General features: G+C 55.4%; 28 protein-coding genes. 14 read left to right on the forward strand and 14 right to left on the reverse strand.

The features are described 5' to 3' along the window. Positions 1–205: 205 nt before the first annotated feature. The gene (locus JYB85_RS17285; protein ID WP_207380274.1) at positions 206–613 is read left to right on the forward strand and encodes a hypothetical protein; all 408 of its coding nucleotides are present in this window, start codon (positions 206–208) and stop codon (positions 611–613) included. 159 nt (positions 614–772) lie between these two features. Here JYB85_RS17285 and JYB85_RS17290 read toward each other — a convergent pair whose 3' ends face one another. After that, complete coding sequence (locus tag JYB85_RS17290; protein ID WP_207324862.1) at positions 773–1546, reverse strand: nuclease-related domain-containing protein; 774 nt, start codon at positions 1544–1546, stop codon at positions 773–775. Positions 1547–1607: 61 nt separating this feature from the next. Continuing rightward, positions 1608–2330 (reverse strand): SIMPL domain-containing protein, encoded by a 723-nt coding sequence (locus JYB85_RS17295; protein WP_207380275.1) that lies wholly within the window; start codon positions 2328–2330, stop codon positions 1608–1610. 488 nt (positions 2331–2818) lie between these two features. Between JYB85_RS17295 and JYB85_RS17300 the strand changes: the two genes are divergently transcribed. Then, positions 2819–4228, forward strand: coding sequence for a DUF3300 domain-containing protein (locus JYB85_RS17300; protein ID WP_228730141.1), 1410 nt, complete (start codon positions 2819–2821; stop codon positions 4226–4228). 64 nt (positions 4229–4292) lie between these two features. Beyond that, positions 4293–4931 carry a class I SAM-dependent DNA methyltransferase gene (locus JYB85_RS17305; protein ID WP_207380276.1) on the forward strand — a complete coding sequence of 213 codons (639 nt, stop codon included), beginning with the start codon at positions 4293–4295 and terminating at the stop codon, positions 4929–4931. Positions 4932–4937: 6 nt separating this feature from the next. On the opposite strand, the gene JYB85_RS17310 is transcribed toward JYB85_RS17305, so the two are convergent. Further along, complete coding sequence (locus JYB85_RS17310) at positions 4938–5669, reverse strand: DUF1223 domain-containing protein (RefSeq protein ID WP_207380277.1); 732 nt, start codon at positions 5667–5669, stop codon at positions 4938–4940. A gap of 147 nt (positions 5670–5816) precedes the next feature. Here JYB85_RS17310 and JYB85_RS17315 point away from each other — a divergent pair, with 147 nt between their 5' ends. Further along, positions 5817–6080: a Rho-binding antiterminator gene (locus JYB85_RS17315; protein WP_207380278.1), complete on the forward strand. Its 264-nt coding sequence runs from the start codon at positions 5817–5819 to the stop codon at positions 6078–6080. A 21-nt stretch (positions 6081–6101) separates the two neighbouring features. Here JYB85_RS17315 and JYB85_RS17320 read toward each other — a convergent pair whose 3' ends face one another. Both JYB85_RS17320 and JYB85_RS17325 read right to left on the reverse strand, forming a co-directional pair. Continuing rightward, positions 6102–6455 carry a RidA family protein gene (locus tag JYB85_RS17320; protein WP_207380279.1) on the reverse strand — a complete coding sequence of 118 codons (354 nt, stop codon included), beginning with the start codon at positions 6453–6455 and terminating at the stop codon, positions 6102–6104. A gap of 45 nt (positions 6456–6500) precedes the next feature. Beyond that, the gene (locus JYB85_RS17325; RefSeq protein ID WP_207380280.1) at positions 6501–7970 is read right to left on the reverse strand and encodes a Na+/H+ antiporter NhaC family protein; all 1470 of its coding nucleotides are present in this window, start codon (positions 7968–7970) and stop codon (positions 6501–6503) included. 184 nt (positions 7971–8154) lie between these two features. Here JYB85_RS17325 and zapB point away from each other — a divergent pair, with 184 nt between their 5' ends. After that, complete coding sequence (gene zapB / locus JYB85_RS17330; RefSeq protein WP_207321177.1) at positions 8155–8358, forward strand: cell division protein ZapB; 204 nt, start codon at positions 8155–8157, stop codon at positions 8356–8358. Here the strand turns inward: zapB and JYB85_RS17335 are convergent. The 7 genes from JYB85_RS17335 to JYB85_RS17365 all read right to left on the reverse strand — a co-directional run bounded on the left by JYB85_RS17335 (position 8355) and on the right by JYB85_RS17365 (position 13668). Further along, positions 8355–8567 (reverse strand): DUF1107 domain-containing protein, encoded by a 213-nt coding sequence (locus JYB85_RS17335; protein ID WP_207321178.1) that lies wholly within the window; start codon positions 8565–8567, stop codon positions 8355–8357. The two genes, zapB and JYB85_RS17335, sit on opposite strands and share 4 nt — an antisense overlap. 347 nt (positions 8568–8914) lie before the next feature. Continuing rightward, positions 8915–9526, reverse strand: a complete 612-nt coding sequence (locus JYB85_RS17340) for a thiol:disulfide interchange protein DsbA/DsbL (protein WP_207380281.1) — start codon at positions 9524–9526, stop codon at positions 8915–8917. Between the two features lie 115 nt (positions 9527–9641). Then, the gene (locus JYB85_RS17345; protein ID WP_207380282.1) at positions 9642–10625 is read right to left on the reverse strand and encodes a serine/threonine protein kinase; all 984 of its coding nucleotides are present in this window, start codon (positions 10623–10625) and stop codon (positions 9642–9644) included. Beyond that, positions 10622–10927, reverse strand: a complete 306-nt coding sequence (locus tag JYB85_RS17350; RefSeq protein ID WP_207380283.1) for a DUF3630 family protein — start codon at positions 10925–10927, stop codon at positions 10622–10624. Before JYB85_RS17350 ends, JYB85_RS17345 begins: the two co-directional genes overlap by 4 nt. Before the next feature lie 21 nt (positions 10928–10948). Then, the gene (locus JYB85_RS17355; protein WP_207380284.1) at positions 10949–12397 is read right to left on the reverse strand and encodes a protein adenylyltransferase SelO; all 1449 of its coding nucleotides are present in this window, start codon (positions 12395–12397) and stop codon (positions 10949–10951) included. After that, complete coding sequence (locus tag JYB85_RS17360; protein WP_207380285.1) at positions 12387–12689, reverse strand: hypothetical protein; 303 nt, start codon at positions 12687–12689, stop codon at positions 12387–12389. Before JYB85_RS17360 ends, JYB85_RS17355 begins: the two co-directional genes overlap by 11 nt. Before the next feature lie 100 nt (positions 12690–12789). Then, a complete protein-coding gene (locus JYB85_RS17365) occupies positions 12790–13668 on the reverse strand; it encodes a hypothetical protein (protein ID WP_228730142.1) in 879 nt (292 codons plus the stop codon). Positions 13669–13870: 202 nt separating this feature from the next. Between JYB85_RS17365 and JYB85_RS17370 the strand changes: the two genes are divergently transcribed. Both JYB85_RS17370 and JYB85_RS17375 read left to right on the forward strand, forming a co-directional pair. Next, complete coding sequence (locus tag JYB85_RS17370) at positions 13871–14266, forward strand: nitrous oxide-stimulated promoter family protein (protein ID WP_207380286.1); 396 nt, start codon at positions 13871–13873, stop codon at positions 14264–14266. 107 nt (positions 14267–14373) lie between these two features. Next, entirely contained in the window at positions 14374–14943 is a 570-nt protein-coding gene (locus JYB85_RS17375; RefSeq protein ID WP_207380287.1) for a YSC84-related protein, read from the forward strand. Between the two features lie 79 nt (positions 14944–15022). On the opposite strand, the gene JYB85_RS17380 is transcribed toward JYB85_RS17375, so the two are convergent. Further along, positions 15023–16072 carry an acyltransferase family protein gene (locus JYB85_RS17380; RefSeq protein ID WP_207380288.1) on the reverse strand — a complete coding sequence of 350 codons (1050 nt, stop codon included), beginning with the start codon at positions 16070–16072 and terminating at the stop codon, positions 15023–15025. A gap of 12 nt (positions 16073–16084) precedes the next feature. Continuing rightward, on the reverse strand, positions 16085–17440 hold the full coding sequence (locus JYB85_RS17385) for a hypothetical protein (RefSeq protein ID WP_207380289.1): 1356 nt from the start codon (positions 17438–17440) through the stop codon (positions 16085–16087). A 216-nt stretch (positions 17441–17656) separates the two neighbouring features. On the opposite strand from JYB85_RS17385, the gene JYB85_RS17390 reads away from it, so the two are divergent. From JYB85_RS17390 to JYB85_RS17420, 7 genes are all read left to right on the forward strand, one after another. Then, positions 17657–18166: a GNAT family N-acetyltransferase gene (locus JYB85_RS17390; RefSeq protein ID WP_207380290.1), complete on the forward strand. Its 510-nt coding sequence runs from the start codon at positions 17657–17659 to the stop codon at positions 18164–18166. Positions 18167–18261: 95 nt separating this feature from the next. Further along, the gene (locus tag JYB85_RS17395; RefSeq protein ID WP_207321190.1) at positions 18262–18657 is read left to right on the forward strand and encodes a BlaI/MecI/CopY family transcriptional regulator; all 396 of its coding nucleotides are present in this window, start codon (positions 18262–18264) and stop codon (positions 18655–18657) included. Further along, complete coding sequence (locus JYB85_RS17400; RefSeq protein ID WP_207380291.1) at positions 18650–19852, forward strand: M56 family metallopeptidase; 1203 nt, start codon at positions 18650–18652, stop codon at positions 19850–19852. The genes JYB85_RS17395 and JYB85_RS17400 overlap by 8 nt, the downstream gene beginning before the upstream one ends. A 273-nt stretch (positions 19853–20125) precedes the next feature. Continuing rightward, a complete protein-coding gene (locus tag JYB85_RS17405) occupies positions 20126–22810 on the forward strand; it encodes a DEAD/DEAH box helicase (protein WP_207380292.1) in 2685 nt (894 codons plus the stop codon). Between the two features lie 45 nt (positions 22811–22855). Next, the gene (locus JYB85_RS17410) at positions 22856–23227 is read left to right on the forward strand and encodes a hypothetical protein (RefSeq protein WP_207380293.1); all 372 of its coding nucleotides are present in this window, start codon (positions 22856–22858) and stop codon (positions 23225–23227) included. A 138-nt stretch (positions 23228–23365) separates the two neighbouring features. Further along, complete coding sequence (locus JYB85_RS17415) at positions 23366–24301, forward strand: alpha/beta hydrolase (protein ID WP_207382122.1); 936 nt, start codon at positions 23366–23368, stop codon at positions 24299–24301. Positions 24302–24457: 156 nt separating this feature from the next. Beyond that, positions 24458–24997 (forward strand): HPP family protein, encoded by a 540-nt coding sequence (locus JYB85_RS17420; RefSeq protein ID WP_207380294.1) that lies wholly within the window; start codon positions 24458–24460, stop codon positions 24995–24997. The last annotated feature ends 37 nt before the right edge of the window (positions 24998–25034 follow it).

The following is a 25034-nucleotide window of genomic DNA, read 5'->3' on the forward strand; positions in this document are numbered from 1 at the left end:
AATTGGCTAACGCGCCAGACGCTCATCCCTGATTCGACTGGCGCTGCTTCGGCATCCATGCCTCGCCACGCCATTTTCAGCAACGCCCTCGGCCGCTTCAAGCGGGATTGGTGCAATCTTCAGCAAAAGTGTTTTGGGTGTACTGACTCTTTACGTCAAGTATCAAGGAAATATCGACAAGTTAGAGTTTGTCGGGTGATGAAAAATGACTGAAATCCAAATTGTACTGAATGATGCAGCCGAAGTAGTGGTGCCACCCCTGCACGACGCCGAAGTCATATCATTGAAAGTAAAAGATGAAAGCGTAACTTTATCCCTAAAGGAAAGGGGCGATGAGTTTGTGGTTAACTTTATCGGGGTAGCACAGCTGTTCATGACGGGGTTTGGTGGTCAGAACGTCATTCTCGACTTGTTGCTGCTTAATCACACCAATTGTCCTGCTGAAGACTTGATAAAGTCTTCCCAACGGTTAGGTCTGAAGTGCGATCTTGATACTGAGACTATGGGTAGGTACGAGAATGGCGAACTCATTTACTCAATACTGTACCCTTCCGTAGGACTGCATTTACAGGTGCTATCAAGAGAGGTTCGTGTATATCAAAATCAAGGGTAGCCTCGGCTTGCCCTTTTCTCTCAGCCCGACAGCCAAATCAGCTTCGGTGGGGAATAAAACGTGAGTCGTATTTTGTGTGAGAGAGGTAGGAGCCCTCGCCCATCTCAATAGCAGACACAAACAAACCAGACTGTGATGAACGGGCAACATTGTTACGCATCAGTTGATGCCTTCAACGGATCTGCATTTAGGGTACGAGGAACACCCCCAGAACTGTTTACCTTTATTGTCACCACGCTTCGTTTCGCGCATCACCATTTCTGAACCACAACGAGCACATAGTTTTATCTGCTTTTTGGAAGAACGCAGGTCCTTAACGTGCTGTCTGTGCTTAATGTCTGTGACAATACCTCTTTTTAATTTAACCTCTTGTAATAACGTAATAATTTCGTAACGCTCTGTGTCTGAAAACACAACTTGGTCAAACTTTTTGATGTATCTCAAGCAACCACTGGCATGGGTGACGTTATCTGGCATGTCCGTTTTAAATGTACTGTCGCCAGTAAACACAATCACAGAATGCAATTTCTCAACGCCTATACCTAACAATGACTCCAGTGTTTTTACATGTTTGTAGTTTTGATGAAGCGGATTCTGAAACCGGGAAGAGTACCGATAGATTTTTTGTATCCACTGCCTTTGGTTCACAGAGCCAAAAATCCAGCCTTTCATGTTCTTGGTTTCAATAACAAAAACACCGAACCTGGACACAAGAATATGATCAACCTGAGTTGTACCATCTTCAGTTGGCAATGTGACATCTTTTACAAGCGTATAGTTTGAGTCGGGTAGTTGAGATAGCTGCCTGTTTACCAAAAACTCGCCAAACACACCTTTAAACCAGCGACTCTGAAATATTAAGGCAACGGCAAGCAAAGGAATGACGAACCAGACTTGCGCAAAAGCACCTGCAAATATCCCTACAAAATCCACAGAACCTCCACACTAAACTGGCACATAAGCGTCATCAAGAGAGCCGCAAGAGGGGCACATATCACTCCACATTCAGATCAAATACCACACTGACTGAGGCGGAAAAGACCATGTTCTCTTGCAGGTATTTTCCTGACACTCTTGGCTTTGCCAAGCTGCCCGATACCTCAATCCGTTCTATGCCACTGTTGGAGCCATAGCGGCCGTAACTGTCATCGGCTGAAGATCCAATGCTATAGACGTTGCCGAGAGTTGCCCCAAAAGCGCTGGCCAGCATATTCCCTTTCTCCTTGGCATTGGCGACGGCCAAGGCACTGGCCTCATTCTTAAGCTCGGCTTCTTTCGAGGATTTCAGCTCAACGCGTGTGATTTCATCAATCTGGACACTGAGAGCAAAATCCATCAGTGCATTCAGGCTGTCCAACTCATTCAAAGTCACTTTTAAGTTGCGGCTGGCGCGGTAACCATCCAGCACGCGCTTGTCATTTTCACTGTAGGAATAAACAGGCGCTGTCGAGATGCCGGAAGCTGAGACATTTTTCTCATCAATCTTAAATTTGCCAAGGCCCGCCAGCAGCTTGTTCACCCTATCATCGACATCCGTTTTAGCTTCGGCGCTGCTGCCTTTTAAGCTTTCAACCTCAAGGTGGATCACGGCAATATCTGGCGTGGCACTGACCTGTGCATTACCCACCACGGCAATGTGACGGTTATTAGGCAAGCTATTGTTTGAATATGAGAAAGAGGAAAAAGCCAACAGAGCGAAAAAACAAAAATACTTCATAAAACCTCCTTGTAAACGGGGCTCCAATGTAACGTAAAACATCATGGGAACGATAGTATCTCACCTAAAAATGGCACAGCACTCCCCTGACTGAGACGGCTGACGATTGCACCTTATCCGCTCGAAGTGGCCGAAGGGCATTGGCGTCTGTTACGTGGCCGAGGTATGGATACCGAGGCAGCGTCAGTCGAATCAGGGATGAGCGTCTGACGCGATAGTAAAAAGACGCCAAATGACCGAGGGGCCTTCCACTTCGTCGCGGGCGCCCTTTGGAGTGCAGAGGGCTTTGGGCGCGCAAAGCCCTCTGCCCGAGTGAAGCCTGGAAGGCTTCGACTTTACGTCGCTTGCAAAGCGACAAAACCCGCAGGGTTTTCCATAAAAATCCCCCGCTTGGCGGGGCCAAAAAATCTTTCAGCTTATGTTCATCTTGACGGTCCTAATATGGTCTCAAGGCTGGCGACCTGCCAGCAAATTTCAGCGGAGGCCCTATGAAAAAGGCAATCACCCAAGCGACCAAGGCAGCGACACTGGCACTGTGTGCCATGACCCTGTTTGCCGCCCCTGTGACCCAGGCGCTGGCCGCACCCCAAGCCCAGGAACACCAAGCCCGGGAACAAGAGTGGGGCAATGAGAAGTTTTCCGATGCCGAGCTGGCCCAGATGCTGGCGCCCATCGCCCTTTATCCCGACAGCCTGCTGACCCACATACTGATAGCCGCCAGCTATCCGCTGGAAGTGGTGCAGGCGAATCGCTGGCGCAAGAAACACGACAATCTCAGCAGCGACCGTTTGATGTCCAAGGCGGGCAAGCAGGATTGGGATCCCAGCGTGGTGGCCCTGGTGGCCTTCCCCAATGTGCTGGAGAAAATGAGCGAAGATCTCGACTGGACCCAGAGACTGGGCGATGCCTTCCTTGATGACGAAGCGCGGGTGCTCGACAGCATTCAGCAGCTGCGCCGGGACGCCGACAGGGCCAACAGCCTGGATGACATGGATAAGCTGGTGGTGAAACGGGTCAATACCCAGATCATCATTGAAGCGCCGCAGCCCGAAGTGGTGTACGTGCCCTATTACGACCCGCGCACCGTCTATGGTTACTGGCGCTGGAGTGCCTATCCTCCAGTGTACTGGACGGTATTTCCGAACCACAGACATCATCACGGCCATTTCTGGTGGCACAGCGGTATAGGGATCTCGTTCAACTTCTACTTCGGCAGCGTCTTCTGGGCCGAGCGCTATCTGGTGGTTAACCATCACCATCACTACCACCGCCCACCAGCAACGCGGATCTCGATCAGCAACGGTGGCAGCCGTTGGCACCACAATCCACACCACAGGCACGGCGTAGCCTATCGTACACCCGAAGTGAAGCATCGCTACTTCAGCCACGCCCCCAGTCAGTTCGAACGTCACCAGGCCCGTGAACACGAAGTTCGGCTACTGACTCCGGGGAAAGCCTCGTGGCACGCAGTGAAGGAAAGACGGGAGCAAGGGTTCGAGCAAAAGCTGAGAGCCGAGCCCAAATACAGGAATGAGCCCCGGACTGAACATAAGGCCCGCGATGAATCCAAGTTCAGGAGTGAGCCCCGGACTGAACATAAGTTCCGCAATGAGCCTAAATTCAGCAATGAATCAGGCCATAAAGCCGAGGTTCGCAGCCCGCAGCGTGAGATCCATCAGCCCAGAGCCGAATACAGGCAGACGCCCGCCCGGGTTGAGACTCACAAACCGGCGAAAGTTGAGAAGTTCGAGCGGATAGAAAGAGCCCCAAGACAGGAAAGCAAACCACGTCAGGACAGAGGGCAGGACATGCGCTCACATCAACCGGCAAGGGAACAGGGGCATCAAAGGCAGGAATCCCGTGGCAAGCATGAAAGGTCCCGCCATGAGCAACTCTGATTTGCCATCGGCTTCCCCATTGATTAGCCTGAGGAACTCCTCGGGCTAATTTTTTTAGGCGATTATGGAAAGTGAAGTAACGGACAAATACCAGATCACCGCCGACACCTTCAGTCGTCTGGCGGAACGCTATCAGGAGCGCTTCCTCGAATGGCCCCCCTACGCCCAAAGTTACGAGTGGCTGCTGGCGGAAATGGCCGTCACCGATGTGCGTTTGCTGGATGTGGCCTGCGGTCCCGGCAGCCTGGGGCTATACCTCAAGCGCAGACGACCCGAGTTACGGATTACCGGTACGGATCTGGCGCCGGGCATGTTGGCCCTGGCCAGAGGTAATATTCCCGACGGCGAATTTTTGCTGCTGGACAGCCGCGACATAGGCACCTTGGAAGGCCAGTTTGATCTCTGCTGCTGCGGCTTTGGCCTGCCCTATCTGGATAGCTCTGATCTCCTGCAGTTTATTGCCGGTGCCCACGACAAGATTAGGCCCGGCGGGCTGCTGTATCTGAGTACCATGGAGGGTGAGCCCGAGCGCTCGGGTTGGCAAACCTCCAGCAGCGGTGACAGGGTCTTTATTCACTATCACAGGGGGCAGGAGCTGCAAGCCTTGCTGGAGCAACAGGGATTCACTGTCTTCAAACAGTTTCGCCAAGCCTCCACCAATGGTGATACCGACCTGTTTATCTATGCCCGCCGCAATGGCTGATCCGGGTCAGGGTTCGACCAGCCAGTGGCCAAGGGCCTGCTGCACCTCGCCCCCGGACTCAATCCAGTAAACCCGTGCCAAACGACTGGCGCCCGCGGCCGTGGCCGGTAATGCCGGCCATTGGGCCTGGGAATGCCAGGCGCCCTGTCGCCATTCGCCTTTGAGCTGCTGATGTTGCAGCACACAAAAATCATGCTTAAGCACCCGACTGCGGTTTTCCCCCGCGGTCACCTGCGATGTTAATCCCATGGCCACCAGTGCCAGGTGCAGCTCGGGCGCCGCCATGGCATTGAGCGGGGTAAAGCTGGCCTCAATGAGCGAACCCCTGGTGTCGACTCGCAGCTCTCCTGTGGACTGGGAAGCAGGTTCCGGCAATTGGCCGCCGCGCCATTCGCGGCTGTTGATGAAGAATTGCGGGGTATAGACGCTGCGGCTGTGGCGGGCGTTCAGGTGTTGGTACTGACGGGCGCTGAAGGCCTTGCTGCCATAGGGATCGCGCCAGCCCAGGTAATCCCAGTAACTGACGTGAAAGGCCAGCACAAAGGTGTCACGCCACAAACCGGGCAGATCCTGCAACCCCGACAACCACTCCTCCGCCGGTGGGCAACTGCTGCATCCCTCGGAGGTATACAGCTCTATCAGCCGGATACCGCGGTTGCCGCTGGTCAAGAGTTCAGCCTGCGCCAGCGGCGCCGTCAGCAGCCATCCGCAAATCCATGCCCTAACCCATGCCTTCATCTTGCCCTCCCCCTGCCATATCCAGAAGACCGGGGCTGGCATACCTTTGGCACAAAGGGAATGACGTGCGCTAACTAATTGCTTTTTCAGCAAGACAAGCTAAGTTTAGGAAACTGAAGGGGTTGGCTAACAATTAAGAGATAATCAATGCAAGACTACCGCGCTATATCCTGCGATCTCTATGATTGCATCGAACTGGCCTGCATTCGCGGCTATCCCTTGCTGCTGGAGCTAAAGGATGAAGGCAAGCTGCACGCCAGGGCCATGACCACGGAAACCCGGGCCGACAAGAGCGAATGGCTGGTGGTGGAAACCCCCACCCAGATCCGCTCCATCCGCCTCGATCAGATCATTGCCCTGACTCCCGATGTCGAAGGTGCCGAATTTGGGCGGCTGCAACTGCAGCCCTGAGCATTGCTTGAGGATGAGGGATTAGGGCTTCAGGGCAGCGATAACCGACACTTCCACCAGATACTCGGGCTCGGCTATCTTGGCCTCGACACAGGCCCTCGCCGGGGCATGCCCACGGGGCACCCAGGCATCCCACACCGCATTCATGGCATCGTAGTCGCCCATGTTTTTCAGATACAGGGTGGCACTGAGCAGATGCTCACGGGAGCTGCCGGCTTCCAGCAGCAGGGCGTCCACCTCCTCCAGCATGGTGCGGGTTTGCTCTGTGATCCCCTGGTATTTGTCCTTGGCCACCTGACCACAGAGATAAACCAGACCCTGGTGGATCACTATGTTGCTCATGCGCTGGCCCACACCCAAACGTCGAATTGTCATTGCTTTGCTCCCGTAAATTAAACAGTGAAATGTGTTTCACATCGGCTATTGGCCGATGACCCTATTGTTTGGGCGGGTCAGCCGGCGCAGCAGTGCCAGCATGACAGGCAAGAGTCCCAGGGCCAACAACAGCCCCCAGCCATAGCCCAGCCCCAGATTGAATAAAACATAGCCCCCCAGACTGGCCAATGCCGCCATCATGGCAAAGGGCAACTGGGTCAGCACGTGCTGCTGCACTTCGCAGCCACTGGCGGTGGCACTGAGAATACTGGTGTCGGAAATCGGCGAACAATGATCGCCGAACACTGAGCCGGCCATCACGGCGCTGAGGGCCGGCAACAGCAATTCCGGCGCCAGGGAGTGGGCTATCTCGGCACAGATGGGGATCATGATGGCAAAGGTGCCCCAGCTGGTGCCGGTGGCGAAGGCCATCAAGGCACACAGCATAAAGATCCCCGGCAACAGGAAGCGGGGCGACAACCAGAGTTCGGCAGTTTCGGCCAGCAACTTGGCCACCCCGAGATCCGCAATCGCCTTGCCCGTCATCCAGGTCAGCAGCAGTATGGCGATGGCGAGGGAAATATTGCGCAGCCCATGGAGCAGATCGCCAAGCAATTGCCCGACCTTACGGCCCCCGACGGCAGACAGCAGCAAGGCCACCAGGCATGCCAGCAAGGCCGCATCCCGCATGGCTGTGCCTATGTCGGCGTTGGCAAGCCACTGGGCCAGCTCCCCCCCTTGCTGAGCGCCCGAATACAGGGTCAGAATGACGGCGGCCGTCAGCAAAGTCAGTAAGGGCAACAGCAGTTGCCAGGGGCTGCCCCGGCGCAGCTCCCCCTCCGTTGGCCAGGCCTGGGCCTCGGGCCAACCCCAATTGCCCCAGGCAACCAGCGCCAGCAACACCAGGGTGCAAATGGCATAGAGGTTATGGCGTGCTATCTCGATAAAGGCCGCCAATGGCGGCAGCGGCAGGAAACTGATGGCCGCCAGCAGTGCCATCACATAGGGGCCCCAACTGGAAAAGGGTACCAGTGAACACAGGGGCGAGGCACTGGCATCCACCAGGTAGGCCGCCTGCCCCTTGGGCAGACCGTAACGTTCGGCAATGGGGCGGCTGATGTGGCCCACCGCCAGGCAACTGAAAATGCCGTCGATAAAGACCAGCCAGCCCAGCAGCATGATCCCCAAGCGGGCGCTGCGACCATCGCGAATGCGCCGCTCCAGCCAATGTCCAAAAGCAGCCACGGCACCGCCACGGGCCAACAATTCGGTCATCACCCCCAGCAGCATCATGGCGGCCAACACATTCAGGTGCCAACTTTGCCAGCCATCAAGGTAGAATTGCCCACTCAGGCTGTCCCCCAAATAGGCCAGAGTGGCCAGCGGTGCATAATCACTGAGCATGGCGGCGCTGGCCAGCACACCAATCCCCAGGGCCAACAGGGTTCGGCGCAACACCAGGGCAAGTATCAGGGTCAGCAACAGGGGCAGTAAATGGGTGGCGGAAATGTCCATGGCTATGGGTGGGCTTTGTCAGAAAATGCCAGCATAACCAGACTGATAACAGAGTTGCAAAGAAAAGCCCCAAAAGCGTGGTCAATTCGGACGCTTTTTTGCGCTGTCGGCAAGAATGACTATGCCTGGGTCCACCGGGCTTGTTAGAATCTCAATCCCATCCGGAAACCATATAGGACTCCCCATGAGCCTTGAATTACTGTCCAAACTGGAAACCAAAATCCAGGCAGCGCTGGAAACCATTGAATTGCTCAAATTAGAGCTGGAAGAAGAAAAACAGAAGAGTGTTGGCTTAAGTGAGCAGAACCAACTCTTGCAACAGGAGCTCAACTCCTGGAATGAAAAAGTCACCGGCCTGGTTGGTCTGCTCAATAATCAGATAGATTAAGCGGTTTTCGCCTCTTGGCTTTGCGCCTCGATTAGCTCGTTCAGTTCCATGATGGCCTGCTTAACCTGCGGCAGGCTTTTTCTGGGAAGCAAAAACTTTCCCTTCTCAAACTCCAGCCTTCCCAGGTCTTTCACCCAGATCACCCCGGTCAGGAAAATCCTGACATGTTTGACGATCAGTTTGGGAGCGTAAACAGGAAAAACTCTCACGCGACCTCCTGTATTTTTGTTGGCGTTGTTTTCGGTACACTGTTTTGACCCACTTTGTACCAGTCTAGTTTCATTTTTCTAAGCCATTTTTTGTAAAATCATGCTTCCGTTAACGTAAACTGAATTGATTGCTCACTTAACAAGCAGATTAATATAGCAAGTCAAGGATTTGGCACTTGCCAACAAAATGTCATACTGCTACATTGATGACGTTACTCAGGGTAAAACTGAGCCATATGGCTCTATGCCGTGCTTCTTGCGACCAGGAAGTACGGTTTTTTTTATCCTGTCGCCGGCCACGGCAATAAAAAAGGAGCCTAAAGGCTCCTTTTTTATTGGGCTATCACTCAGGGCTTGTTGGTCGCCAGGTAAAAGGCAATATCCAGCAGCTCATCGTAGGACTTGATGGCGCCAGTCTCTACCCGGTACTTGCCATTGACCACCAGCGAAGGCACGCCGGAAATCTTGGCGTTTTCGGTATCGCGCTTCATTTTGGACATCTGGGCATTGACCATAAAGGAATTGGCGGCGGCGTCGAAAGCCTTGCCTTCCACGCCATTGGCAACGAACAGGGCACGAATGTCATCACGGCTGGTGAAATGCTGCTTCTTGGCATGGATAGCCTCGAACAGGGCGTTATCTATTTTCTCTTCCACGTTCAGCTGACGGGCAACAGCAAAAGCGCGGGACATTTCCAGGCCCATTTCTCGGCCGATAAAATCCACATGTGATTGGTTAAAGGTCACGCCTTCGGGCAGCTTCTCGGCAATCTTAGGCAGTACGGTTTTGGAGAAGTTGTAGCAGTGTGGGCAGAAGAATGAGAAGAACTCGGTAACTTCGGGTTTGGCCGAGCCTGGGCCTTCGCTGATCACTGTGTAATGTACCCCTTCCTTGTACTCAACCGCCATGGAAACCAGGGGTGCGAACAACAGGGCAGCCATCAAAAGTACTTTTTTCATCTTTGGTTTTTCCTTAATACCGGCAATGCCGGCCATTGCGGGCACTTGTGTGCCCATACCTTAATACGGCTTTTGAGTGCTTCTCAAGCCCGGAGTTCAATTTTTTGGTGCCAATTCAATAGGGGATGAGGCTGAGTACCGGCTCATCCAGACTCGCCAACTGTTCCTTGAAGGCGAGGATCTGCTGCTCCCAATACTTGTCACCGGCGAACCAGGGGAAGTGCATGGGGAAGGCGGGATCGGCCCAACGGCGGCTGAGCCAGGCATTGTGATGCAACATGCGCAGCGCCCGCAATGGCTCTATCAGTGCCAGCTCGCGGGTATCAAAACTGCAAAATTCCTCATAGGCCTCCAGCAGGATTTCCAGTTGCAGCAGCCGCTGGCTGCGATCGCCGCTGAGCATCATCCACAGATCCTGAATCGCGGGTCCAGTGCGGGCGTCGTCCAAATCCACGAATCCCGGCCCATCGGGGGTCCAGAGAATATTGCCCGGATGCAGATCGCCGTGCAGCCTTAAGGTACCTGCCTCAAACCAACGCGACTTCACAGCCTGCAGCAGTTGTTCTGCCACGGTGAAAAACGCCTGCTCCAGGTAAGGAGGCACGTGCCCGGATTGCCTGAGCCAGGCGAGCGAGTCATCGCCAAAACCTTTCAGCGTCAGGGCCTCACGGCTGGTGAAGGCGGCGGATTTGCCCACCTGATGCAGGCGGCCGATAAAGTGGCCCACGGCCTCCAGTTGCTCCAGATTGTCGACCTCAAAGCCGCGTCCACCGATGGAGGGGAACAGGGCAAAGCGAAAGCCGCCAAAGTGATGCAGGCTTTGACCATTGATGCACACCGGAGTCGCCAGCGGCACCTCGGCCTCGGCCAGTTCAAAGGCAAAACTGTGCTCCTCCAAAATCTGCGCGTCGCTCCACCGCTCGGGGCGGTAAAACTTGGCCACATAGCGCCGGCCCCTATCACAGCGAAATTGGTATACCCGGTTCTCGTAGCTGTTCAGCGCCAGCAACCCGGTCTCGGGATAAATTCCCAGGGACTCCACCGCATCGAGGATCAGATCCGGGGTCAACGCCTGGTAATGGAAGGCGGCATCCGTCATTGTTGCTGCTCCAACTGCCTTTGCAGCAAGTGCTCCAGGAAGGCCAAGACTTCGATATCCTCGGCCCTGTCGCTGGCCAGCCAGGCCACATCGCCATAAAACTCATAATTGAGCCAGAGTTGGCACCCTTCAAAGTCCAGCAACCATTGGTGGCGGTCGGCGCCCCACTGGCGTTCCAGCACTCGGCAATCCAGGGACTCGACCAAGGGTTCGGCAAAGGCGGCGAAGTCATCAAAGTTGATTTCGCCGCGGATTTGCAATGTGCCGGCGTCATTATCCAGCCACACCTGTTGTAATCTCATTTCACTCTCCCACAAAGGAATTCAGCTGCTGCAGGACATGATCAGCCCCTGGCCCCAATCCGGCGGCCGCTTGGCATAATCTTCTTTATCCGGTTGTTCATCAAAGGGCTTTTTAAGCAGTTCGAACAACTGTTGCAGCGGCTGATTGTCGCCCTGCTCTGCGGCGGCTATGGCCTCCTGGGCCAGATAATTGCGCAATATATATTTGGGATTGGCGCCCGCACGCTGCCTTTGCCACTGGACCACATCGGCCGGCTGGCCCACGCGGTCACGATAGCCTTGATACCAGGCATCAAACCCCTGCAGATTTATCATATCGTCCCGCAGCGCGGGTTTGGGATCATTGGGGTCAAGGGCGGCAAAACGACGGAAACTTTGGGTATAGTCCAAACGATTGGCCTCCAGCAGCTGGGTAAATTCCCCGATAAGCGTCAGATCCCTTTGATCCTGCTCGTCGCTGCCATCGGCAACCCAGCCCAATTTGGCACGCATCAAGGCCAGATAGGCCTGCACCAGTTCATCCTGATAGGTATTGAGCGCCGCCAGCAAATCGTCCGAGGCCAAGACCGGCGTCAGTGCCTGGGCCAGGCGCTGCAGGTTCCAAAGTGCCACCCCGGGTTGCTGACCAAAGGCGTAGCGCCCCTCGGGATCCGAATGGTTGCAGATAAAGTCTTCCTTGAAGGTGTCGAGGAAGGCAAAGGGTCCGAAGTCGAAACTGTCCCCCAGGATAGACATATTGTCTGTGTTCATCACCCCATGGGCGAAACCGACCGCTTGCCAGTGGGCAATCATGCGGGCCGTGTCCCGCACCACTTCAAAAAACCAGGCCCGGTAACCGGCCATGTCCTGACTCAGATGGGGGTAGTGCTGGGCCAGGGTGAAGTTCAGCAACTGCAACAGTTTGTCTTTGGCACCGCGTTCGCTGTAACAGAAATATTCAAAGTGGCCGAAGCGAATATGGCTGCGGGCCAGACGCACAGTGATGGCGCCGGATTCCAGGCTTTCGCGCCATACCGGCAATTCCGAGCCTATCACCGCCAGGGCACGGGTAGTGGGAATCCCTAAGTGAAACAGGGCCTCGGATACCAGAAACTCGCGCACCGCCGAGCGCAATACCGCCCGCCCATCGCCGTGGCGGGAATAGGGGGTTGGGCCGGCACCCTTGAGGGCCACGTCCCAGGCGCCATTGGGGCCCAAGGCTTCACCCAGTATGATGGAGCGGCCATCCCCCAGTCTGGGACTGTAGCCACCAAACTGATGCCCACTGTAGACCTGGGCGTAATAGCTGGCACCGGGAATTTCCTCATTGCCGGCCAGTCCCTTGAGCAGGGCTTCATCGGGCTGCTGCAAACCTATCAGACTCGCGGCTTCCGGGCTCCAACACAACCAGCGGGGATTGGGCAATCCGGCGGGCCACACCTGGCTGTAAAACTCGGGCAGTTGCTCGAAAAAATCCTGCTTAAAGCGCATTCACAGCCTCCTGCCAATCGCAGCGCAGGACTCTGTCCCGGGGCGCCAACTTATCATCATCCACCAGCTCGCAGTGGCTGCCACAGCGGAATTCGCCCTTACCCAGATGCTGCATGCCCTTGCCCTTGAGCAGGCATTGCTCCAGGCTGGGGTAGTATCCGGCAATCTCGCCAAAGCGCCAGGGAGCCGAGGCCGGCACGGCTTCGCGGTACACCAGGGTCCAGTCGGGCGCCTTGGTGCAACCAAAGACCAGCGGCAAAAGCGACAGGTACAACAGGGGACGCAGGTTCATCGGTTCTCCGGATAAAAAAAGCGGTGCAAGGCGCACCGCTCTGCTGCGATCATTCTACAACGCCGGGGCGTGGCAATTAACCGCTTTTATCCTGGGGCTTTCAGGCACCGGCCTTGGCCTGGGCTTTTTCAATCCTGACCAAACGTCCCTCAAAGCCGGTGACAGTGCCATCGCTGAGTTGATGTTTGATGGCCAGGCGACAGGCGGCCAGTGCCGGCTCAAATTGGCCGGCATCGCTGAGCAAGGTCGATGCCTGCATCAGTCCGGCGCCCTTGATTGCTTCCCCTTTGTTCAGCAAGGATGCTGCCAGGAGCAGATAATCACCGGCCAGAGTGGCGCCCAAGGTTAGCCATTGGCCATCTTTGCGCTGCTTATAGCACTCTCCAACAGCGGTCAGCAGGCTTTGGTGTTTTACCAGCGGATCGCTACTGGCGGCGAATTCCTTCAGGGCCTGTTTCAGGCTGTCGCTGGCCCATTCGGGCGCGGCAACCGTAGCAAATGCTTGCTTGGGCTTGGACTTGGATTTAGCTGCGGCCTTCGGCTCTGGCTCTGGCTCTGGCTCTGGCTCTGGCTCTAGCTCTGGCTCTGGCTCTGGCTCTGGCTCTGGCTCTGGCTCTGGCTCTGGCTCTGGCTCTGGCACCATATCAGGCTTGGCGGCCGCGGTGGGCGCAAGGTCTTCAGCCACAACAGGTGCCGCTTCCGGCGCCTCTGCCTCGGATGGCGCCTCAACTTCGGACTGGGTCTGCTCGGGCTGCTGTTGCAGCGGTTTGGCAGGCCTTGGTGGTTGCTGCTCTTCCCGCGCCAGTCGCTGGGCACGGCGATACAGATAAATGCCAATGCCGACCAGCAACAAGATAATAATGATTTTCATGGTTTCCACCTTGTATACCGGGCACTGGCCCGGTGTCTGCTCTGAGCCAAAAGCGATACTCAGTTCGCCCTTGGCGTGCCATCCCTCCCCAAGGGAAATCAGGCGCATTCAGTGATTACTATTAACGCATTGTCTCCGATAAAATCAAGTATTTATCTCTGATTCGGCGTCGGCCATCAAAATTATCAAGCGGCCCTGCCATCCCATGAACAACAATAGTGTGCGGCAGCTCAATTTTTCGGACTCTGCTGCTGTCGATACCGACTGCCGGGCTTATGATGAAGGCAGGCAACCTGGGGGAGGCACCACAATGGCAAGCGACATCATACTCCTGGGTGGACTGCAGCAAGAGTTCGCCACCATAGAAGCCATGGTTAAGCTCTATTGCCGGGCTCACCATAAATCGACTTCAACAGCTGGTCCCTGCCCCGATTGCAGCGAGTTCCTCGACTATGCCAGGGAAAAACTCGACCGCTGTCCCTATGGGGAGAGGAAGCCGGCCTGCAATCGCTGCCCCATCCACTGCTACAAGCCAGAGCAAAGACAGCAGGCGAAAACCATCATGCGCTTCGCCGGACCGCGAATGTTGCTGGCACACCCGCTGCTGGCCATACGTCACTTACGGCTTGAGCGCCGCCCCGTACCCGACCTTCCCCAGGAAAATGTCTCCAATCGTCAGCGGCGCAAGCAGTTCAGCAACAACTGAATTACATTGCTGAACCCCGGCTGACCCGGGAGCCGATTTTACCGTACCGAGGTTCCAATTCCGCTGCTGCCGGTTATGCTGGAATAAGTTCAGCAAAGGAGAACGTCATGAAAAATCTGATTGTATCCCTCGGCGCAGCCCTCATGTTGGCTCTGTCTGCCGCGACACCCGCCATTGCCGACAGCTACCAGGATGCCCTGGCCAACTTCAAACAGGCCAATGAGACCCGCAGCTTCTTCAATTCCGCATACGGTTACGCCCTGTTCCCCACCATAGGCAAGGGTGGCATTGGCATAGGTGCAGCCTACGGTAAAGGTCGGGTATTCCGTGGTGGTGCCTATGTGGGTGACTCCAGCATGACCCAGCTGTCCATCGGCTTCCAGCTGGGTGGTCAGGCCTACAGCGAAATCATTTTCTTCCGCGATGCCAAGGCATTTGAGGAGTTCACCAGCGGCAGTTTTGAATTTGGAGCCCAGGCTTCGGCCGTCGCCATCAATGTGGGAGCCAACGCTCAGGCCGGCACCACGGGCAATTCCGCCGGTGCCGGTCAATCCGGTGGAGAACAAGCGGCCACCGGCGCCTATGTCAACGGCATGGCGGTATTTACCGCCGCCAAGGGCGGACTGATGTACGAAGCCGCGCTCGCGGGTCAGGCCTTCACCTTTGAGAGCAAGTAAGCCCGGGGCTTGAGTTTATAAAGTCACAAGGCGCCCGAGGGCGCCTTGTTGTTTTACCTTGCCAACCAATAGTTTCACGTTACCAGCCAATGAAACGTCTCGACCTGTCCCCCAGACGGCGTTTTATCCACCTGGCACTCCAGACACTGCCCAACATCAGAAAGGCGAAAATCAGTGCCGAGAACGCCACCGTGGTCCAGGGATTGCCCGGAGGCAACTTATAGCGAGCCAACCCGGTAATAACCCCGAACAACAGAGAAAACAGTGGGTGAATAAAGAAGATGGCAAAGCTCATTTCGGCCAGGGACTCCAGCCCATTATGGAGCTTCTGTGGCAGCTCCCTTGCCGCCAACCACTGACACAACCCCAACACCAACCAGCAAAGGCAAAACTTCTGGATAAACTGCCAATCTATGCCCTTGTATTGCCAGGCGAGCTTATGGAAGTTACCCAGATGGTCGGTGAAATAAGTCTGGAATACCAGGGTGAACACCAAGCCCAGCAGGGCCAGCATTACCATGGGAACCTTCAGCCGCACCAGGCTCTGCTCGTGGGCCGAGTATTGGATCCCGAGCAAATAGAAGGGCGTGAAGTAAATCACCGATTGCACCACGTTTATGTTGCCTATGGGCCTGTGCATCCAAATGGCGATCAGCGAGAAAACCAGCAACAACAGCCAGCGCCAGAGCGCCGACAAGCGAATATAGGCCGAATACAGCGGCGACAGGGCGAACACAGCCATGATAAAGGGAATGTACCAGTGGGGATAAAGCACATAGCCATTGCGCACTGTGTAATAGATGCCCTTAGCGACTTCCGTCAGGGGCCTGTGGTACATCAGCGACCATTGCAGCGCCAGCGCCAGCAGTCCCAACAGTGACACCCACAGAAAAGGATAAAGCACGTTGTGCACCTTACCCATCATGAATTCCCGGTACACCAATCGTGGATGAAACACCCTGTGGTAGAAGTAGCCCGAGATAAACACGAACAGCGCGGTGCCGCCCCGCAACAGGTTTTCCAACAAGGCAGGAAAGCCCTGATTGGAGTTGTATATGCTGTGACCCAGGACGATCAGCACTATGGCCAGGCCCCGCATATAGGTAAATTCAGGTTGATGTTTCTTCATCATTTCATCCCGTTACAGCTCGGCGCAATAAAGCCTGCGCCCGGCACTCTGGTGCAGCTCGGCGCGGATGACGCCCTTGAGCCGCTCACCATTCAATGACAGTTGGCCATCGTTAAATGTGTGTGCCTGGGTCAGGGGGATCAGCAAGGCCGTCTCCAGCCCATCACAATCCTGTTCACCCACCAATTCCAGGGCATCCACATCCTTCAGCGCCAGGCCCTCAAGTTCGCCATTGAGTCCCAGATAGGCCTGGGATGGCGTTTCCCCCAACACCATAATGTAGGGACCGGCGCGTACCCCATGTCGATCCTCGAAATGGCTCTGTTCCACCACGGACGGCACGATAAGCAGCGGCAAATCCGCATCCTGCAGCTCAGCCTCCAGGGAGGTCAGCGCACCATTGGTCGGGGTGTAATAAACATAATCGGCGGCAGGCTTGGTGGTGGATTTTGGACTGATCCGACCGGCACTCACTGGCCCCAGCAACAGCTCCAGCGGTAAACTGCCCTGGATGGCGGCATCCTGCCAACTGCCGGCGCCCCAACTGATATCCAGCAGCAAGCCGGCCAAGGCCCCGATAAGGCGGCTTTGAGCCTGGGCATCCATCGCGGCCGGTTGCCGTTTCAGCATGGCAACCACTTCCTCCTGCCAGCTTTTACCGCTGTGACTCGCCAGTTCCAAGGCCCGGGCCTTGATAGCCACATAGGCCGCGGTTCCCTGTGTCAATTCGGTCGCAAATCCCAATTGGTCTTCCTGGGGTGCCAGGGCACGCCAACGCAGACGCCAAAAGGCGGCCTCCGCCAGCTTCTGTGGTCGCGCGCCCGGTTCGGCCAAGGCCTGTAACAAGGCCTGCAGCAAATGCTGCCGCACCGCCCGCACTTCGGCATTCAAGGGATAGATTTCGCCACTGAGCGAAGACTGCCACTCAAGCACACTCCATCCCGATTGCACGTAGAAAATAAAGGCTTCCTGCAGCGTCTGTATCAGCAAGGATTCGGCTTGGGCTTCCGCAGCGGCGCAATCCTCCATCCCTTCCAGCACCAATACCGGCCAACCCTGGTAATCGCCGAATCCGACACCCTTGCCGGCATCACCGACACCGTCCAACACATCGTTATCAACACCGACAAGCTGACCGCTGCGCCAAAGCCAGGGTTCGCCATCCTGGCGATACACCAGCTGTTTGGCCGCCAGCTCATAGCCGGGCCAAACGCCATCGGCACGGCCAAGCAAGGCCTGCAACTGAGGGAGTATTTTCGCCGCATTCCGGGCACTGCAGGTTGGGGCGATATCGGGGGTGTCACTGGGCTGACCGGCCACCACACGGCTTGCCAAAAACAGCAAGAGTGCGGCGAAAAGATGCTTCATCGTTTGCTCAAACAATAGCCAAAGGAGGGTGAAAACGGCACAAGCATATAGCGGCCGGAGACTTTAGGGAATAGGGGCTGAAAACTATATTTGCAATGCAACATTTAGCCTTTAAAATCAATCAACTGCCAGAACAATTTCCACAACCCACATCAGTGATTGTGCGCTTGTTCCCAAGGGCGCCCACAGAAAACCCAGCCACAGGAGAGCCCGGCCATGCATACCAGACTGCTCAGTGCCACAGATGCCCATGCGATGGCCGATTATTTTCGCCGCAACCAAGCCCATTTTGCCCCCTGGGAACCCCTGCGGCCCGAGGGTTTTCACAGCCTGGCCAATTGGCAGAGTCGCATCCGTGACATACAGGCCGAAGGCAGCCAGTGCGCCTGGCTGGTACTTGCCGATGAACGCCACATTCTGGGGCACTGCGCCCTGTCCAACATAGTGGGCGGTCCCTTCCAGGCCTGCTTTATGGGTTATGGCATTGACCGTCAATTGCAGGGGCGGGGCCAGGCCAGGCAGATGTGTGAAACTGCGCTGCAGTACGCCTTCGGCACGCTGAAGCTGCACAGGGTCATGGCCAACTACATGCCTGCCAATGTGCGCTCCGGCGCCCTGCTGGAACGCCTCGGTTTCGAACGGGAAGGATTTGCCCGCAGCTATCTGCAGATCAATGGTCGCTGGGAAGATCACATACTCACGGCCAAAATCGCCCCCTGCGACTGACATAAAATGACCTGCGCAAAATTTCTGCTTGCGTTATTGATTACAACTGTAATATGTTTTGTATTACAGTTGTAATCAATAACGCAGGTATGGTCATGACAGACACAGATATTAAAGACATCAGCCCCACCGAACTCGAAGTGCTCAAGGTACTGTGGCAATCTTCCCCCTTGAATGCCAATGACATAGTGCAGCAACTCAACCAAAAGGATCAGTGGCACGAAAAGACGGTCAAAACCCTGCTAAACCGCCTGGTGAACAAGGGCGCAGTGGGCTTTGACAAAGACGGTCGCGCTTACAACTACTACCCCTTGCTGAGCCAACAAAGCTTCCAAAGCCGGGAAAGCCAGAGCTTTATCAAGCGGGTGTTCGGCGGCAAGCTGGCCCCCCTGGTGGCAGGTTTTGCCGGCTCAAGCAAATTGACCCAGGATGACGTGGCCGAACTGAAGCAGCTGATCGATGCCTGGGAAAAGGAGCAAGGGCATGATTAATTGGCTGCTGGCTATCACGCCACCTCTGAGCCTGCTGCTGGCAACGATATTGTTGCTCAGGCCCTGGGTGTTGACCCGATTCGGCGCCCGTTTCCAGTATGGCCTCTGGCTGACAGTGCCACTGCTGCTGACCTTGCTGTCGCTGCCCATGGGGCTGCCGGCAACGGCCAACATGGAAACCTACCGGGTCACCTTGGGCAAACTGTCGCAACAGGCCAGTGAAATTGACTGGCTTGGCGGCGGATATTGGCTGGGACTCATCGCCTGCCTGGGATTACTGCTGCGCAGTCTCATTCAGTTGGCCAAACTCCTGCGCCGTGCGTCGCCGCTGCCGGCAGAGGGGCGACTCAAGCTGCTCAGTTCAAATGACACCCTCAGCCCCTTTGTGCTCGGATTCCTATCCCCGACCGTGGTATTGCCATCGGGCTTTATGCACAAGACGCCGAACGAGGAAAAAAATCTCATCCTGGCCCACGAACTCGGGCATTGGCAGCGGGGCGATCTGCACCTCAACCTGCTGGCCATTAGCCTGGTTTGCCTGTGCTGGTTTAACCCCCTTTGTCTGCTGGCGTACCGTAGTTTCCGGCAGGATCAGGAACTCGCCTGTGACGCTGCCGTAACAGCCGGTCTCACCCAGGCAGAGCGTATTGCCTATGGCCGCGCGCTGATAGGCCATGCCACCCAGGTTGCCCGGAATTGGCAACCACTTTCACACCACTATGGAGATAAACACACAATGAAACAAAGACTCATGCAGCTTAAGACCCAACACGGCTTCAGCCGCAGCTCACTGCTGCTGCCACTGGTGCTGACCGCCGGGCTCGGCATCTGGAGCCAGGCGCCAGCCATAGCCGGTGAAAAGCAGGCCGCCCCCCATCCTGTGATGCGGGTTGAGCCCAAATATCCGGCACAGGCCGCCAAAGACTTGGTGGAAGGCTATATCCAGGCCAGGTTCGACATAGGCCAGGATGGGCGGGTATCCAATGTGACCATATTCAAGTCAGAACCCGCCGGCGTGTTTGATAAGGTCGCCATCGAGGCACTTAATCAATGGCAGTATGAGCCCAAGGCCACCAAAGCCATGGAAGTACAACTCGATTTCAGAATGGGCCCACCAGGGGCCAGCGACAAACGGCCCGGTAATGATGAACGCGAGCGTATAGACGTACTGCCTCACAGTGACAAACAGCACTGAGCTCAGTCTGGCTGTGATTAACCGCGACGCTTGACCAGGCGTTAATCAGGCATCTCCACAAGCGGGCCGGCCCTTGTGGTACATGTTACGCAGCTCAACATGCAAACAATCCATTTTCCTCCCAACCCAAATACACCCCCAATACCATTGCTCATCTTGGGGGCCAAGAAAGGAGCCCGCATACCCGAAGGAATGATAATGGAAACCTATGGGCAAAACCGCTAGCATGTGCGATTACAACATTATGATTTACAGATACTTTGCCAATAATCGATGCAACATGCCAAACACCTGCTTGCCTATTACCACGACTGTTACCAGGAAGACTGTGTCGACCTTAACCTGTGGCACTTGGGCAGGCTAAAAAAGGAAGACAGGTTATTCCTCGAAGGCGAAGAGATACTGCTGAATGGTTTTTTGCCGCGTCAGCCTCTGGAGCGGGAATTTGCCGAAGCCCTGCAGCCACGTATTGCCATGTATCTGCGCGAGCGAGTGTTGCTCTATTGCTCCCACTTTGTGGTGGGTCAAATTGAAGAAAATGGCCAGCAAAGGCCCATTTTCAGTCCATTAGTCTTTCGCGAGGCCCTTCTGGAGCAGGATGGCGACGACTATTATGTCAGCCTTAAAGACGGCAACAGCCAGATTAACGAGCCGCTGCTGAAGCTACTGCTACCTGAAGACTCGGCTGACGCCAGCATTGCCGCCATCGGCAAGCCTGAGCAACCCGAGACCTGGACGGGATTGCTGGGTCAGAGTTCGCAGCAGATAGACGTATTGGGGCTGTTGGGCTTTCCGAAGCTGACACCGCTGCATACGCTGCAGCGATATCATAAAAAAGCCGGCCTTGGACTATTTTCAGCCTCAGCACTGGTCTTTCTCGAGCGCCCCGCCGCCAGCCGCGGCATCCTGCATGAAGTTGCGACCATGCAAGGTGTTGAAGCCCTTTCGGCACCGCTGTTAAGCCTTACCGGCGGCATCATAGCTCCCAGGCAACTGCCCCCCAAGGGGCAATCGCTGCCCTGCCTGCTGTCACGGGCCCAGGAAAAAGTGCTCAATATTGCTGCCAATCAAAGCCTTGGCTGTGTAATTGGCCCGCCTGGTACCGGCAAGAGTTACAGCATTGCCGCTGTCGCCGCCGAACACATGGCCCGGGGTGAATCTGTACTGATAGTTGCGGGCAACGAACATGCCCTCGATGTGATAAACGATAAACTCAGCAGCCAGTTTGGCCTGCAGGACATTAGCCTGCGCGCCGGGCAAAAGGCATTTCTCAAACAGCTCAAAGATTATCTGGAGTTTTTGCTGAGTGGTTATCAGGCCTTTGACAAACACTCACCCACCGCGCTGGAAAAGGAACTCAAGCAGCTTAATACCCAAATGAGCAAGCAGGAGGCAAGGTTGTTGAAGTTCCTTGGCCGAGCCATTCGCCGGGGCCAGCGACTGCACCGGCTCGAACGCTCAGGCCATCACTTACTGCACCGCTTGTATCTGCAGCTGACGAGTGGGCGCATTCGCCAGCTGGAACATCATTGGGGCGAGCTTGAAAGTTTCAGTGATACTCAAGCCACCAAGGAGCGGCTGGCAGCGAAGTTTTTGCAGACCAGCAAAACCGCCAGAGTCTCTGAACTCATGAACCTCCACCGGCAACAGCTGAAAACCTTCAATCAGGCAATTCGCTCACGCACTTCACAAAGGCAACAGGCGCTGTTTGAAAATCTGGATTACCGCCTGTTACAAAAGGCATTTCCAATCTGGCTGGTGAGCCTCAATACCCTGCACAGAGTATTACCGCTGCAACGGGAACTGTTCGACCTTGTGATATTTGATGAAGCGACCCAGAGCAACATTACCAGTGCCCTGCCGGCATTATTCCGTGCCAAGCGCGCCTTAGTGGTTGGAGACGGTAAGCAGTTGCGGCATGTTTCCTTTTTATCCAGAGCCAAGGAGATGGCACTGCAGCAACAGTATGATCTTTCACCATCAAGCCCTGGTGTCAGCAGCTATCGCGACCAATCCATTCTCGATCTGGTGGCGGAAAGGCTGGACTCCCAGCAGCAAATCGCCTTTCTCGATGAACACTTTCGCAGCGCACCAGAGCTTATCCACTTCAGCAATCAACAGTTTTATCAATCGAGACTCAGGGTGATGCAACACCGTCCCTGCACCAGCAGCGGCCACCTGCATCTACACCAGATAAAGGGCTCACGCAGCGAACAGGGAGTGAATCAGGCAGAGATAGATGCCCTAATCGGCTGGTTGAAAACACAAATATCAGCCATGGAGTCCTCCGCCCTGCATAAGTCCATAGGGGTTATCTCCCCTTTTCGTGCCCAGGCCGATGCCCTGAATCAGGCTCTGCTTGAGAGCTTCAGCAGCCAACAACTGGCAAACTTTCGGCTGAGGGCAGATACCCCCTTCGGGTTCCAGGGGGAAGAGCGGGACATCATGTTGCTGTCTTTCGCCGTTGATGCCGCCTCCAGACGTGCCACCGTCTACCTGAATCGCGAAGATGTGTTCAATGTCACCATCACCCGCGCCAGAGAGCAACAGCATCTGTTTATATCGGTCGACGCCGACGATTTGCCCGCCGACAACCTGCTGGCAAGGTATCTGAAATCTGCCCGGGAATTTATCGCCAGTCACAGTCAAAATAATCATATTGATGACTTTCAGCGCATCCTGTGCGAGGCGCTGACTGGTCAAGGTATCGAAACCTGGTGTGGCTATGAGCTGGCCGGTACCGAAATCGATGTACTGTGCCGACACAGTGGCAAGTACCTGGCTCTGGATCTCATCGGCTTCCCTGGCCCCTGGCAGGATTTTTTTGAAATAAACACCTACAAAATACTGCACCGGGCCGGTCTTAACGTCCTGCCTATCAGTTATGGCCTGTGGACCCTGGATCCCAAACTCTGTATTCAGAGGATCTTGAAGGGACTTGCTGTCCACAATCATTAAACCTCAAAAACCAACTTGCGGTATTGCTACAGACAAGGAAGAAAAATGGAATTTATCTTTTACTTGGCCGCGTTATTACTGATTTCACTGGCGTTCGCTCATTCATACCTGGGTGAACGCTATATCCTGTGCAGATTGTTCAAGCGCGACAATCTGCCCAAATTATTTGGTAGTGACGATTTTACCAAACGCACCCTGAGGTTTGCGTGGCATCTGACATCCGTTGCCTGGTTGGGCATGTCTGCGATAGTGGCAGTGATGGCGCAACCGGAACTGAATAAGTCCTTGCTTGGGCAAATTATTGCACTGACTTTTGCGGCCCACTTCCTGGTGGCACTCCTGGGCTCCAAAGGCAAACATCTGTCTTGGATGGTATTCGGCGCTGTGAGTCTTTTGGTGGTTTGGGGTTCGACCTGAATCAGGATGGCGCCCCCGCAAATGCGAATTTCAGAGGCCCAAATTTATTCTTCGATACAGATCAAATGAGCAGCTTTTGCCGGCGCTTTTCACTATCCTTGGCAGCCTGTTGTAAGAGATGGAAAATTCATTGTGGCTATGCATTTGGAATCGCATTTGGAATCGGGCATCAAGGCCCTGGTTGAGGATTTTATTTCGGCGGGTAAACCCTGCCCATCGCAGCAAACGATTGCCGAACGGCGCGCCGGTTACCTTGCCAGCACTGTATTGGCGGGACCGAGCCCGACTATGGCGCAGGAGTTTGTCGATGAACTCGACGGCATCCGGGTCAAGATCTTTAAGCCCATTGATGCTCAAAATCTGCCGATCACAGTGTATTTTCACGGCGGCTGCTTTATCAGTGGCGGCTTTGACACCCACGAGCAACAACTGCGGCAACTGGCGCACTCCTCAGGCAATCTGGTCATTTGCATCCAGTATCGCCTGGCGCCAGAGCACCAATATCCAGCTGCCCATGATGATGTCTATCGGGCGGTATTGAGCATCAAGGCCCAGGGTCACAAATACGGCGGTGATACGGAGCAGATGGTCTTTGTCGGTGACAGTGCCGGCGGCCAATTAGCGCTAATCACATCCCTGCGCTTGAAAGCACACCAGTCCTGGCTGCCGAAAAAGCAGATACTCATCTACCCCATGCTCGATCCACAAGGTAGCTCAGCAAGCCATACGCAAAACGGCACGGATTACATCATCACCCGCCAAATGCTGCTGTCGGGTTTCGACTTCTACATAGGTGAAGAAATGGGTGATGCCGCGGCTGCCCTGAATAATCCTGAGCTTAATCCGCTGCAGCATGCCGATTTGGCAGGCTTGCCGCCCACCTTTATCATCACGGCTGAATATGACCCACTGCGGGACGAAGGCGAGCTCTTGTATCGCCAACTGTTGGCCCAAGGCGTTGAGGCCCAATGTGAGCGCTACCTTGGCGTGATCCACGGCTTCTTCCAACTGTCCGGCATCAGCGAGTCCGCCAGACGTTGTATCAGAAATATAGCTCAGGAAATCAACAGCTAAGATCACAAATCCCAACTTGCAAGCTCAAAGGTCACCGACACTAAAGCCTCACAATACCCATGGTTGATATCAACCCCATCTCTGGTTACCTTTTGCGGCACTCGGTACAAAGGGACTCATCCCGGAGGCAGCAGTCTGAGTTGGGGGAAGCAGTCGATGAAGTGTTATTTGCGCAGGATGCGGTCCAAGGACGCTTGCCCACCGCGCAAGCCGTTGAAAAAGATTGTCTGGTCCTGGCTCGGGGCCTTTGTGGGTATCTTTCTGGTGGCCAGTCTCGGCCAAATGTTGGGGCTGGCGCAGATGTTCATTATCGGCTCCTTCGGTGCCTCGGCGGTGCTGATCTATGGCGCGCCCATGGCCGAATTTTCCCAGCCGCGCAATCTGATCTTCGGTAACCTTATCTCGGCCGTTATCGGTGTCAGCGTGTACCTGCTCTGTGGCAAGGATATAGTGCTGGCCTCTGCTTTGGCTGTGTCCTTGGCCATTGCCGCCATGCACCTGAGCCGCACCATGCATCCCCCGGCGGGCGCCGCGGCCCTGATAGCGGTGATCGGCGGCGATACAGTGCATTCCCTTGGCTATCAGTATGCGCTGACACCGGTCTTGAGCGGTTCCCTGGTGTTGCTGCTGGTCGCCCTGCTGGTCAACAACCTCTCCTCCAACCCCAAGCGGCATTACCCCAGGTATTGGATCTGACCTGACCCGGCCGATATGGGCCGCTCGGTCAAAGAGA

The sequence above is a fragment of the Shewanella sedimentimangrovi genome (assembly GCF_017354965.1).
Taxonomy (GTDB): domain Bacteria; phylum Pseudomonadota; class Gammaproteobacteria; order Enterobacterales; family Shewanellaceae; genus Shewanella; species Shewanella cyperi.

Coding starts and splice junctions, on each gene's coding strand:
- JYB85_RS17285 (WP_207380274.1), top strand. CDS start 206: ATGACTGAAATCCAAATTGTACTGAATGATGCAGCCGAAGTAGTGGTG.
- JYB85_RS17295 (WP_207380275.1), bottom strand. CDS start 2,330: ATGAAGTATTTTTGTTTTTTCGCTCTGTTGGCTTTTTCCTCTTTCTCA.
- JYB85_RS17300 (WP_228730141.1), top strand. CDS start 2,819: ATGAAAAAGGCAATCACCCAAGCGACCAAGGCAGCGACACTGGCACTG.
- JYB85_RS17305 (WP_207380276.1), top strand. CDS start 4,293: ATGGAAAGTGAAGTAACGGACAAATACCAGATCACCGCCGACACCTTC.
- JYB85_RS17310 (WP_207380277.1), bottom strand. CDS start 5,669: ATGAAGGCATGGGTTAGGGCATGGATTTGCGGATGGCTGCTGACGGCG.
- JYB85_RS17315 (WP_207380278.1), top strand. CDS start 5,817: ATGCAAGACTACCGCGCTATATCCTGCGATCTCTATGATTGCATCGAA.
- JYB85_RS17320 (WP_207380279.1), bottom strand. CDS start 6,455: ATGACAATTCGACGTTTGGGTGTGGGCCAGCGCATGAGCAACATAGTG.
- JYB85_RS17325 (WP_207380280.1), bottom strand. CDS start 7,970: ATGGACATTTCCGCCACCCATTTACTGCCCCTGTTGCTGACCCTGATA.
- zapB (WP_207321177.1), top strand. CDS start 8,155: ATGAGCCTTGAATTACTGTCCAAACTGGAAACCAAAATCCAGGCAGCG.
- JYB85_RS17340 (WP_207380281.1), bottom strand. CDS start 9,526: ATGAAAAAAGTACTTTTGATGGCTGCCCTGTTGTTCGCACCCCTGGTT.
- JYB85_RS17345 (WP_207380282.1), bottom strand. CDS start 10,625: ATGACGGATGCCGCCTTCCATTACCAGGCGTTGACCCCGGATCTGATC.
- JYB85_RS17350 (WP_207380283.1), bottom strand. CDS start 10,927: ATGAGATTACAACAGGTGTGGCTGGATAATGACGCCGGCACATTGCAA.
- JYB85_RS17355 (WP_207380284.1), bottom strand. CDS start 12,397: ATGCGCTTTAAGCAGGATTTTTTCGAGCAACTGCCCGAGTTTTACAGC.
- JYB85_RS17360 (WP_207380285.1), bottom strand. CDS start 12,689: ATGAACCTGCGTCCCCTGTTGTACCTGTCGCTTTTGCCGCTGGTCTTT.
- JYB85_RS17365 (WP_228730142.1), bottom strand. CDS start 13,668: ATGCGCCTGATTTCCCTTGGGGAGGGATGGCACGCCAAGGGCGAACTG.
- JYB85_RS17370 (WP_207380286.1), top strand. CDS start 13,871: ATGGCAAGCGACATCATACTCCTGGGTGGACTGCAGCAAGAGTTCGCC.
- JYB85_RS17375 (WP_207380287.1), top strand. CDS start 14,374: ATGAAAAATCTGATTGTATCCCTCGGCGCAGCCCTCATGTTGGCTCTG.
- JYB85_RS17380 (WP_207380288.1), bottom strand. CDS start 16,072: ATGAAGAAACATCAACCTGAATTTACCTATATGCGGGGCCTGGCCATA.
- JYB85_RS17385 (WP_207380289.1), bottom strand. CDS start 17,440: ATGAAGCATCTTTTCGCCGCACTCTTGCTGTTTTTGGCAAGCCGTGTG.
- JYB85_RS17390 (WP_207380290.1), top strand. CDS start 17,657: ATGCATACCAGACTGCTCAGTGCCACAGATGCCCATGCGATGGCCGAT.
- JYB85_RS17395 (WP_207321190.1), top strand. CDS start 18,262: ATGACAGACACAGATATTAAAGACATCAGCCCCACCGAACTCGAAGTG.
- JYB85_RS17400 (WP_207380291.1), top strand. CDS start 18,650: ATGATTAATTGGCTGCTGGCTATCACGCCACCTCTGAGCCTGCTGCTG.
- JYB85_RS17405 (WP_207380292.1), top strand. CDS start 20,126: ATGCAACATGCCAAACACCTGCTTGCCTATTACCACGACTGTTACCAG.
- JYB85_RS17410 (WP_207380293.1), top strand. CDS start 22,856: ATGGAATTTATCTTTTACTTGGCCGCGTTATTACTGATTTCACTGGCG.
- JYB85_RS17415 (WP_207382122.1), top strand. CDS start 23,366: ATGCATTTGGAATCGCATTTGGAATCGGGCATCAAGGCCCTGGTTGAG.
- JYB85_RS17420 (WP_207380294.1), top strand. CDS start 24,458: ATGAAGTGTTATTTGCGCAGGATGCGGTCCAAGGACGCTTGCCCACCG.